9 protein-coding genes and 1 pseudogene are annotated in these 10,904 nt (G+C 57.1%); 5 read left to right on the forward strand and 5 right to left on the reverse strand.

Annotation, left to right across the window (positions count from 1 at the left end):
* Positions 1-175: 175 nt before the first annotated feature.
* The gene (locus FHS75_RS17570; RefSeq protein WP_179408950.1) at positions 176-475 is read left to right on the forward strand and encodes a hypothetical protein; all 300 of its coding nucleotides are present in this window, start codon (positions 176-178) and stop codon (positions 473-475) included.
* 402 nt (positions 476-877) lie between these two features.
* On the opposite strand, the gene FHS75_RS17575 is transcribed toward FHS75_RS17570, so the two are convergent.
* The 4 genes from FHS75_RS17575 to FHS75_RS17590 form a co-directional block, all read right to left on the reverse strand.
* Positions 878-1,912 (reverse strand): hypothetical protein, encoded by a 1,035-nt coding sequence (locus tag FHS75_RS17575; RefSeq protein WP_179408951.1) that lies wholly within the window; start codon positions 1,910-1,912, stop codon positions 878-880.
* Positions 1,913-3,010: 1,098 nt separating this feature from the next.
* Complete coding sequence (locus FHS75_RS17580; RefSeq protein ID WP_179408952.1) at positions 3,011-4,327, reverse strand: PepSY-associated TM helix domain-containing protein; 1,317 nt, start codon at positions 4,325-4,327, stop codon at positions 3,011-3,013.
* Positions 4,324-4,902 (reverse strand): hypothetical protein, encoded by a 579-nt coding sequence (locus FHS75_RS17585; protein WP_179408953.1) that lies wholly within the window; start codon positions 4,900-4,902, stop codon positions 4,324-4,326. Before FHS75_RS17585 ends, FHS75_RS17580 begins: the two co-directional genes overlap by 4 nt.
* Entirely contained in the window at positions 4,902-7,016 is a 2,115-nt protein-coding gene (locus FHS75_RS17590; RefSeq protein WP_179408954.1) for a TonB-dependent siderophore receptor, read from the reverse strand. Before FHS75_RS17590 ends, FHS75_RS17585 begins: the two co-directional genes overlap by 1 nt.
* A 333-nt stretch (positions 7,017-7,349) precedes the next feature.
* On the opposite strand from FHS75_RS17590, the pseudogene FHS75_RS18050 reads away from it, so the two are divergent.
* Positions 7,350-8,028 (forward strand): annotated as a pseudogene (locus FHS75_RS18050) (transposase); the annotation flags it as partial.
* Positions 8,029-8,365: 337 nt separating this feature from the next.
* Here FHS75_RS18050 and FHS75_RS17605 read toward each other — a convergent pair.
* Positions 8,366-8,878: an RrF2 family transcriptional regulator gene (locus FHS75_RS17605; protein ID WP_218845331.1), complete on the reverse strand. Its 513-nt coding sequence runs from the start codon at positions 8,876-8,878 to the stop codon at positions 8,366-8,368.
* Between the two features lie 25 nt (positions 8,879-8,903).
* On the opposite strand from FHS75_RS17605, the gene FHS75_RS17610 reads away from it, so the two are divergent.
* The 3 genes from FHS75_RS17610 to FHS75_RS17620 all read left to right on the forward strand — a co-directional run bounded on the left by FHS75_RS17610 (position 8,904) and on the right by FHS75_RS17620 (position 10,196).
* Positions 8,904-9,356: a globin domain-containing protein gene (locus tag FHS75_RS17610; protein ID WP_179408956.1), complete on the forward strand. Its 453-nt coding sequence runs from the start codon at positions 8,904-8,906 to the stop codon at positions 9,354-9,356.
* Between the two features lie 15 nt (positions 9,357-9,371).
* Complete coding sequence (locus FHS75_RS17615; protein WP_179408957.1) at positions 9,372-9,635, forward strand: TehB family protein; 264 nt, start codon at positions 9,372-9,374, stop codon at positions 9,633-9,635.
* 285 nt (positions 9,636-9,920) lie between these two features.
* A complete protein-coding gene (locus FHS75_RS17620; protein ID WP_179408958.1) occupies positions 9,921-10,196 on the forward strand; it encodes a hypothetical protein in 276 nt (91 codons plus the stop codon).
* The last annotated feature ends 708 nt before the right edge of the window (positions 10,197-10,904 follow it).

The following is a 10,904-nucleotide window of genomic DNA, read 5'->3' on the forward strand; positions in this document are numbered from 1 at the left end:
TCCGGTTCCGCTTCGCTACACCTGCGGTCAGCCATGGCGCCGGAGACAACTATGCACTAACAATCAAACCGGACCACTCAATGGGGGCCGCTCAGCAACTTCGCCTGCTACCGGCACCATACTGTAATGGTCCGATCCTGCCAGAAGCCACCCGACACGGCGGGTACGAACGTTCATGCTGACCGAACATCACAACCACGAGGTCAGAATGAAAATTTTTCGCTTGAGCAATTTGCAGATTGGTCCGATCACTATCATCGCCCATGATGTCCACCATGCAACGAACCTGGTGCTTCGCAGACTCCACGAGGGACTTCGGCATTGGCCACCGGTCTCTTACTCGATTGCGCCTTGGGAACCTCCTGCCGAGATGGCGCCTGATATCCTTCGTAACTTTGCAGTGCGGCACGCCGATGGGCTGGCGCATTTCACCGAAGGTGGATGGGAAGTAATCGGAGATCGGTCGGACGACTAGGTTCAATAAGGTTCAGGCTGAGGGCATGAATGCGGCACATCCTGGCTGGAAGCTCTCTGGTTACCTGTGGTCACCGAACGCAGGATAGCTGTCTTTCGCCGTACGGCCCCATGCGGAATCGGGATTTTTCTTAACTGTCTTAGCGCACCCTCCCGAAAGGGCCCAGGCAATCGGCCCTTGGCTCATCAACCGCGGACGGACACTTTCACAAACAGCCTCGGGCTTCGTCGAAACGCCTTAACTGTAATTGCCGAACTGTGATCCTGAGCCCAACGCCATGCCCGCAACCCTGTAGGCACTTTCTACCTTGATCGGTAAAGGTCGGTAGAGCTGGAGGCTGCGCATCTCGAAAACGCAGCCAGGATAGGGAGCAGCGAGGTGGCGCCCGCCATGTCGGTTTGGCTAGGACTGGCAGACGCGCCGCGAAGTTTCGAACGCCGAACTCGCACCATCCGTACTGAAGGCGATGACCTCCTCGCCATTGCCGTTGACGAGGCGAAGAACCTCTCCAGCGCCGATCTTATCCGCAAAGCTGCTCGGGACATTGTGTCCCTGCGTGATAACCCAAGCCTCGTCCGGTGCGAAGTAATGCATCATGCTCTCGAACCTGCGAACTTCACCCTCAGCCGAGACGATCTCGAAAATGATGGGCTCGCCTTCATCGTCGACCCGGCGGAGAGCAGACCCGCCATAGTCGTATAGCGAAAAGCCGTAGCTATCCCCACCGAGCCGCGCGTTGCACCCACCCGAGAGCGAAGGACCGTCCTGATAAGCGACCTTGATATTGGCGCGCCGATCGCCGGGATATGCCTTCCACGGACCGTTGTCGGGCCTCATTACCGCGCCGGACGGGGCCATTCGATCATTCATCTCGGCGACCTTTTCAAGCCTCACCCAGTGGCCTGAAACCCTGTAAAGCGGGAGCGACCCATCATTTGCGAAGAGGAAAACGCTTTTCTTAAGCAACCGTCTTGCTGCATTCGCATCGGTCCAATCATGCTCCTGCACGAACCGTGCAGGCGTGTATCCACCGCGCGGACAATAAGCCTCTATTAGATATGTATCGTAAGTAACGCCATTGGGGCCTGGCGTGCCACTCTCGATGCCGATCTCCGACCAGCTGCCGCCAAAGCTTCCGCCCTCGAACTCTTCGAGAGTGTGGCTTCCTTTATGAGTAATGGTGCATTCTTCGCCTTGCGGGTTGATAAGGATGTCGCCCCGGATTTCCAGCGTCTGTCCAATAGAAGCGCGTGCGATGTTCGCGTCCGCACCGCTTGATACTCCGGGCGCACCAACATATTCCGTGAGCCGCCAGCGACCATCCGGTCCCTCCACGACGCCGGCTTTGCTCGTGCCATCGTTAGTAGAAGCGTCTGCTGGCGGTGCTTCGCACCCGGCGAGAACAAGACAAATGGCTGAAGCTGCTAGCGACCTCATTAAATAAATCCTTCCGCTCGATCTTAATTTAAGTTATGCATCAGAATATATTAAAATTTCGAACCTATTTCTTGTAATACGCCTATGTTAGTTTCACAATAAGAAACGCTACCCGTGATCAGGACAAACTTCCGCATCACCTCGGATACTTCCCGAACAATTAATAAATATCTTATCGAACCATATATTAAGGTCTACTGCTCAACCATTCCCGTTCCACCACAGACGACACAGGTTCGAGGTCCGCCGACAATTGAACCTGTTTTGGTCAAACCAAAGCTCGATCCGCCTGTAAGGCAAGCACTGCATCTACGCCGCCGCTTTGATCTAGCTTGCCCCTTCGAGGAAGCTACTGGGTCCCGCGCATTTTTAACTCGGCGGTTTTGCCCCTCAAGATACATTTGATGTTGTTGATAGGCGCGTGATTTTTCGAGATGTGTCGGGAAGTACTTACGCTTTACGCATTCTACCGCGCTCGCCATCGCCTTAGATTTAGCTTGGTATTCGCGTGGGAGAATGTGTACACATTGATGAGGGTCGAAAAATCGAAGCCCCGTACGGCTTGGAGCAAGTCCTTCGGTAGGAGCAAATTTTTGGAAAGCGCCATGATATGGCTGCCCATTTGCTTCGCACCATTTGATAAACCGCCAATCGATTTGGCGGGCATCATATTCAGGCCGATTAAAAACAAGGAGAAGCAAATCCAGAAGCGTCATCCGCTTAGTGTATCGCAATTATGAGGAATTGTGACCCCCGGTGCGCCAATCGCCGCCAATGGTTGTATCTCAAGCGCATCGCTGAGCGCTCGGCTCGCTTTCTCCGGCACGCCTGAGTGCACTAATGATGAAGACCGCCGAGGGCCTGCCTTCCTGCAACTTACTCTGGAATCGACGGTCGAATGGTGACTGCAGCTGTCGATCTTGTTTGAGTGTAGGCTTTGGGCGCTGTCACATCAACTTTTTGATGACCGACATCGGGGCGCAAAGCGTTCAGACCGCCTCTGGGTCGAAAACGGAATGTCCTCATAGACGAAGGAACCGGATCTCCTTTCGTCCGATGGCAAGAGGTAATCGTACGACGGATTTAAGAAGCAGCGAATTATTCGGTATGGAATGGGGATGCCTCAGTATCGATGAACGTTCGCATCTGTCGGGAGTGAAGCAGCCGCAAAGCAATAGCAAGTAGACATACCAACCAGAAGATCGCAACGAACGGCGCACTATTGCCGAACGCCAGGCGCGCCAGGAGCGTTGCGGCCATGCCGGCGGGAACACCTACGACGAAGCCCCACCAAGTGGCACGAAGATAGGGCGATGGCTTCCCGGCCCTTTCCCGCTTGTCGAGCCAGATGAAGGTTCCGGTCGCAACCACCACCGCCATCGCAAGGCCGAAGAGTATGTAGGCGATCTTGACCGGCAACCCGCCATAATTGCCAAAATGCAGATTGTAGGTGGATGCTGCCAATTGTTGGCCCACGGTTCCGTCCGCCATGCCTGCCGTGCCGCGAAAGGCGCCTGACCCGGAGAAGGCGTAGTATTCGCCGAAGATCAGGCGCCTAGGGTGTTTGGCAACGATCTGCATATGCTGGCCTGCCGTACCCGGATCGTGCAGAATGACGTAATAGGGATGGGTCTTGGGATATTCCCGTTCCATGAAGGCGAGTGCTGGCACCACGTTCGCTATCGGCGCGGGCGAGGTATCGCCTTCGGGCTCTGCCCCGAAAACCGGAGCGAGCGCAGCCTCGCTGTCGCCGCCGTAGGCGCTTGCGGCTAGGCTCGACCCCGAAATGTAGAAAAGACCGATCATCGCCCCTGTCAGCGCGATGGCCAGTGCAAAGGGTGTGGTCCAAACTGCCAGACGGTTGTGCCAGTCGAGCGTAGCAACATCGTCCCCCCGGCGCGCGCGAAGGCGAAAGGCGTCGCGAAAAATACGCGGATGCGCCACGATGCCGGAGAGCGTCAGCGCCACCAGCATGCTGCCGAAAAGCCCGACGAGCGACATCCCGACGACAGCAGGCAGGTTCAAACGGTAGTGCAGCGCCAGGAGGAATTCGGCCCAGGCGTTCTCTTCCGGCATCGCGATCCGACCCTGTTCATCGACATGGACGGCCTGCGTATCCGTCGTGATCGTGGTGCGCGGGAGATCTTCTGTCGGCAAATGCACATAGAGATGGGTGGCAACTGACCTATCGCGCTCGCTAGCGAGGACGTTCTCGATCCCGCGTTGAACGCTGGCAGGTTCGATAGCGGTCATCTCTGGAGCGTCGCGCTGTTCGAACCTTTGCCATTCTTCATAGAGCACGATCGCCGTGCCTGTTGCGCAAATCAGGTAAAGAGCAGCGCAGCACACCAAGCCAAGAGCCGAATGGGCGGAGATTGCCTTACGAACGGTTTCCTTGGAGAAAGCTTTGGTCATGACAGGCCGCCTTGCAGCGAGAGGAAGGGCGCCGACAGTGCGGCGATGCCAAACACCCAGGCGAATTGCCGGGCGCGGCGCGACATCATCAGCAGCGCGAAAGAGAGAACGGGCCATGCGATCGGAACCGTGGCGAGAACAGCAACGTTGGCGTCCGCCTCCTTGCCACCGGCCATCACGATCAGGGCTCGCACGGCGAGCGCCAGCGATACGCTTGCGATGAGGGCCAGCGGCCCGGTGATGGTAAAGGTCGTCCAGCCGGATCGCCATGCCGGTGAAACCTTTTCGCTACTTTGGTGGCTCGTCCTGACGGTTTTTGCCTGCGCTTTGCGGGCGGGCCTTGTTGCCGCGAATGCCAGCACGAGGGACGCAACGAACGTAGCGACAAGCACGGTGACAGCGACACCCCACTCGCCCGCCGCGCTACCGCCAACGACAAGCGCGGCCAGCAGCGCACCCCAACCGCCGAAATTCAGCGCAGTCGAGCGATGTGGCTTGCCCCAAGAGAGCCGAAGCAAAGCCACGCTGGCAACCGCCAGCGCAGCCGCTATCCAGATCGGAGCGTCGCTTTCCATCAGAAGCTGACGGTCAGCGAGCCGTTGATACTGCGCTTCTCGCCCGGAAAGCAGTCCCCACGGACAAGGCAGACCGCGTAATATTCCTCGTTCGTGACGTTGCGTACGGTCAGCCTGAATTCGAACCGGTCGAAGTCGTAGCCGAGCGACAGGTCGCCCACCGTGCGTCCGTCCACCCGGTAGGTCAGCAGACTGCCGTCGATCGCCGAAAGGCCATTGCTCTCGTTGCCAGCGACATACCGAAGCCCACCGCCAAGGCTGAACCCGTCAAGCGTACCCCGGAAATTGTAGAGGGCAAAAAGCGAGGCCTGCCAGTCGGAGATCGACGTCAGCGCGAAACCGTTCGGATCTTCGGCATCGAGATAGCTGACGTTGGCATCCAACCGCAGTCCGCCGATAAGCGCGTTGCCCTCGAATTCGAATCCGCGAACCTTCGAAACGCCTTCCTGCTGGCTGTTGCCGCCGACAAGCGAGTTCGGGTTTGGCAGGTTGGATACCTCGATATCGAATGCCGACAGCGTGATGAGGGCGTTAATGCCTGTTGGCTGCCATTTGATTCCCGCTTCGTACTGGCGCCCTTCCTGCGGCAGTAGTTGCTGGTTGGTGATCGTGTCGATGCCGACGACCGGCTCAAAACTTTCGGCGTAGCTCACGTAAGGAGAGAAGCCGGCAGGGCCGCGCCATAGCAGGCCGAAGCCGAGGCTGGTCGCATCGTCCTTTTGGGTACCGCCGTTCTCGACCCTGTTATCGACACTGTCGAATCTTACACCAGCATTAGCCACCAGCGAGCCCCAGCTCATCTGGTTCGAAATGTAGAACCCAGTCGAATCTACGTAATTCCGCGGACCGTTGCCCTGAAACTGCCGGACCTCCTCCACGCTAAGCACGTTCTGATATTGTGGATCGAAGGCATTCAGTGTGCCGGCTGCGAATAGGTAGGCCGTGTCAGAATCGGTAAACACGTCCTGCAGCTGCATGCCGACGAGCAGTTCATGCTGGATCGGGCCGGTGGAGAATTCGCCGCGCAGGCGCGCGTCGATGGCGAGTTGTTCGCTACGATTGTCCGCCAGATAGTAGGTCCATGCGCCGTCGCCGTTCTCGTCGATCCGCGGCACGCCATTGCCTCGGAACGCGATCCACGCTTGGCGATAGTCGGCTTGCGATTCTACGTAGCGGCTAACTGCCTCGAACGAAAACGTCTCGCTGAATCGCTGTTCCAGAAGTAGCGTAAGGGCGAAGCTTTGCGTATCGTAAGCGTTGAAGCCGGGCGCGCCGTGATATTCGTAAGGGTCGATTTCTTGACCGGTGACTGACGGAAAAAGCGTCCCAGTCACCGGAAGGAACTGATGGGCGGTGTCCGAACTCTGTTCCGAGTAATTTGCCAGGATCGTCACTTCGGTACCGGTCGCGGGCCGCAAGGTAAGTGCAGGCGCGATGACAAGCTTGTCGTCGTTGACCTGTTCGATCTGCGTATCGGCGGCGCGCAGGATGCCCACGAAACGAAACTGCGCCTGATCTTCCGCGCCAGGGATCGCGATATTGATATCGGTCGCAATCTGCTTGCGATCGAAACTGCCGTATTCCAGCCGTACTTCGCCCTTGGTGACGCCATGCGGACGCTTCGTCACCACGTTGATGATCCCACCGGGAGAACCTGCCCCATACAGCACCGAAGCCGGGCCCTTGAGAACCTCCACTTGCTCGAGCGTATAGATATCTTGCCGGGTGGTATTGTAGAAACCGAACAAATACTGGAGATTGTCGCGATATTCGGGTGCGTCGAGTCCGCGAACCTGCGCGAAATCGCCGCGGGTGGAAAAGCCAAAAGGCTCGGCTGTGACGCCCGCCGAGTAGGTCAGCGCATCGTCCAGCGACTGGGCGCCCTTCTCCTCGAAATCCCGCTCCGTTTCGATTGAAATTGAACGCGCTGTTTCCACAATCGGCGTGTCGGATTTTGTCGCCCCGAAATCCGTAAGCGCGCCGGTTACGACGATCGTCCGTTTGTCCGTTGTATCGGTAGGATCGCCAGTCTGAGCTGAACGATCCTGCGCCGCAGCAGATGATGCGAAAATCAGTGCAAACGAGGCCGTCGTCGCAAGAAGTATCGGTTTCAAAATTTGCTCCCTGAACACGAGTCACCCGACTGCTAGTGCGAGTCATTCGCATTTGCAACGGTATTCTGGAGATTTGTATGGCGCGCTTTGAAGAGCGGATTTGAAGCATGAACGTTGAAATCCGAAAGCCACAGAAATTGGGTGGTCCAGGTTTCTTTGAGCCCGTAAGCGGGACCGCTTTTGGCCTGAGCTATCCGGTCTTGCTATGGCTGGGATTGAGGCGCAAACCGCCCTTGCTCGACTGGATGCGGGCAGCACTTGGCCTTCCCCCCGAGAAGTGGTCCATTTTGAGAGTTAGGATTTCGGCTATTTCGAGCTTGGAAGGAGCTTTGAATGGCACGAGAGAGATATACGCCGGAGCAGATCACCGGGATGCTGCGCGAAGCCGAGGTTCGGTTGTCGCAAGTAGAGAAGATTGGATCGATCTCCCGATCGCTGGGGATATCGGAGCAAAGCTATTACCGCTGGCGGCGTGAATATGGCGGGCTGAAGGTCAGTCAGGCGAAGCGGCTCAAGGATCTGGAGAGAGAGAGAACCAGCAGCTGCGCAAGGCGGTGTCCGACCTGACGCTCGACGCCTTGATCCTAAGGGAGGTTGTCGAGGGAAAGTACTGAGCCCTTCGCGACGTCAGCTGGCCATCGATCATGTACAGGAAGTCATCGGCTCCGAGCGCCGTGCCTGCCGGGTTGCTGGCCATCATCGTTCGACCCAGAGGAAGCCGAGGACGCCGCGTCCAGATGAAAGGTCGCTGACGCAGCGATCATCGATCGGGCCGAGCAGTATAGCTGTTACGGCTATCGCCGGATCACGGCCCTGCTGCGGAATGACGGCTGGGTAGCGAATGCCAAACGGGTCAGACGCATCTGGCGTTGCGAGGTGCTGAAGGTTCCGCAGAAGCAGCCGAAGCGCGGCCGGCTGTGGCTCAATGACGGATCGTGCGTGCGGCTGCGTCCGCAACATCGGGGGCACTTTGTGGAGCTACGACTTCGTCACGGACCGCACCCATGACGGAAATGGGGCAGGTCACCATTCAGAACTCACAGACGATGAGCGTGCCAGCGTACGAGAGAAGCGCGCACAGGGCGTATCGCTAGGGGCACTGGCCAAAGAGTATGGTGTAGGCCGATCAGCTATCCAGCGAGCCGAGCGTGCCGCGATGGCATGACGGTATAAGTCTAACGATTAGTGAGGGAACAGCCGGCGCGCGAGCCAGTGCGGGGGCGGATTAACAAGCCGGCCGCATGGGGGCGGTTAAAGCATATGACCTTCAAAACACTCTGTCAAAGAAGTTTGACACGTCACGAGAGGTAGGCTGGAAACTACCCCATCCAGTTTCCCGGAACCGGTTGTCAAAGCAGGTCAGTTCCTTCGCTGGCACCGTCCGATGATGCGGGAAGCCTCGAGAAATCAAGCCTGCTATCAGCTAGAGCATCGGCGAGACTTTTCGTGTCGAGAACGGCGAGAAAGGATTTCACCGCCTCCTGCAAGATGGGCTGCAAGCCGCATCCGTAGTTAAGTACACAGCTTCCACAGTCCGCAGGCTTTAGCGTAGGTTCGGTCTTTCGGACCACCTCCCCCAAGCTGATACTCTCAGGATCTCGGGCCAGCCAAAATCCGCCGCCGGGTCCGCGCGCTGTGCGCAATAAGCCAAGATTGGCAAGATGGTTGATCACTTTCATCACATGGTTGCGCGATATTCCGTGCTGTTCCGCGACCGCGGAGATCGACAGCCGCTCGCCGTCCCTGGCAGCGGCGTGCAGCAGAATGCGCAAGGCATAGTCGGTATGCAGTGTCAGTCTGATGATCGGCTCCTCATATGATGCCCTCTGTTTACATCTTTTTCCGACGCTGTATAGATGCATCCTCTATGCATCAAAAGGACGTTATATGACTCGCATGCTCTCCGCAGACACCATGGCGACTGTTAAGGCCACCGCTCCCGCACTTCGCGAGCACGGCTTGGATATCACCAAACGGATGTACGCGCGCATGTTCGCCCAAAATCCTGAGGTAAAGATGATGTTCGATCAGGCAGCTCAGGAATCTGGAGAGCAGCCCAAGCGACTGGCGGCGGCCATCATCGCCTACGCCGAGAATGTCGATAAGCTCGAAAACTTGAGTGGTCCGGTTATGCGCATGGCTCGACGTCACGTTGAAACCCACGTCAAGCCTGAGCATTATCCCATCGTCGCTGAAAACCTGCTGGCAGCGATCAAGGACGTGCTCGGCGATGCCGCCAGTGACGAGGTCCTTGAAGCATGGGCTGAGGCGTACTGGTTTCTGGCCGATATCCTCATCGCCAAAGAAGACGAACTGTACGCAGAAGAAGCTGCAGACTGACTGCGGGATCGTCCCATGAGCACGCCCTATAAATCGACTCCCAGGTTCAACGAAGAAACGTTGCCTGACGCCATACGTACCGCGCACAGCACCAAGGCAGGTGTATGGGGTGTGCTAGTGGTAGAGGCGGGCTCCGTAAGATTGATCTTTCACGAACCCAGGCAGGTGCTGACAGTGTCACCCGGTAGCCCGGCGACCATTCCCCCCGAGGCACTTCACCACGTGGAAACCGACGGGCCAATGATAATGTACGTCGATTTCTATCGCGGAAAGCCGTAAACTGGTTTTGGTAAGCGTACTCCATGGGATGCGCCTTGAGCGCAATGCCGCCGATAAGCTGCAATAGGTAAATAGCACAGCAGATCTGGTCGCAGCACGTCGCTGGCAATCACATGTGAAGGACGTCTGTTAAGACACGGCTGGGGGAGAGGAGACTCTTCCCCCTGCTCCGCATTGTAACGGTATGCATACCAAGCACATTACCCAATGCCGAACCGCTGAATCCACCCGCTTTGCAATGGTCGAATCGATATGATCACCGCATCAGCAACACACAGGTGATCAATGAAAATCTTTCGCATCGACAACCTCGAGATCGACCCGCTTACCATCATCGCTGCCAGCAATGAACGCGCGTCGGCCACCTTCACCGAGCGCATGGTCGTGGCCCTTGGTTTCGTCCCCAATGCGAGCTGGGAAGTGGTCGAATGGCGGCCCAGGGGCAACGGGAAATTCCGCTCGCTTTACCGGCTGGGGCAAGGGTTCAAGGAAGGCCTCGCATTCAAGGGTGAAGACGGATGGGAGCTCGCCTCACCGCTATGGGATGATCGAGACGCGTAGCGAACGCCGAGGAAGTCAAAGTCCTAGAAAATGACGCGATACATCATCCGGGTCGTGCCTATCCGCCGGCACCTCTAAATCCGGGGTGGACATAAAACTCCGCAGCAACGACCATGTGAAGCTCGAGCTTTCACTCTCCGCGACGAGATCTCAACACTAGGACGCTGTTCGGCAGACGACTCTCCGCAGAGGAAGCAAATCGAGTGGTTTTTGCTCTCATTCGTGAGACACTCCGAGAATTTCAAAAAAATAAGATCGATGCTGCGAAGCAGCGTCGATCCGTTGGCGAGCTCTGCTCGCCAACATATCCTCGGTGAACCCACACTCCGAAAGGGTTGATATTAAGTCGTTGCTGTGTGCAAGGCTTCTGGCGAAGCCAGCGCCGACAGAAAACTTGAAGGTTTTTCTGACACTAATTTTCGTAGTTTCAAATTCGCCTCCAATCCAAGCTTTTCTGCGACATTCCGCGAGCACCTCGATCCGGGCAACCCATAAGCCTTCCGCATTATGTAGTTGTCCGAAACCGAGAGTTACCTCTTTGCCTTCGTCAATAATGAAGGAGGTGGATCGTCAAGCGCGGAGTGTGCAAAGGCCGGCCAGATCGCGGAACCTCCGTAAGCGTGGCGTGAAGACCGCAGGTCAGGCTGCTTGGGCGATTGGAGCCGTTTCTGAAGACTTCCAGTTCCATGGCATGAGCTCGTCCCAGCG

Source organism: Novosphingobium marinum (genome assembly GCF_013408095.1).
GTDB lineage: Bacteria > Pseudomonadota > Alphaproteobacteria > Sphingomonadales > Sphingomonadaceae > Novosphingobium > Novosphingobium marinum.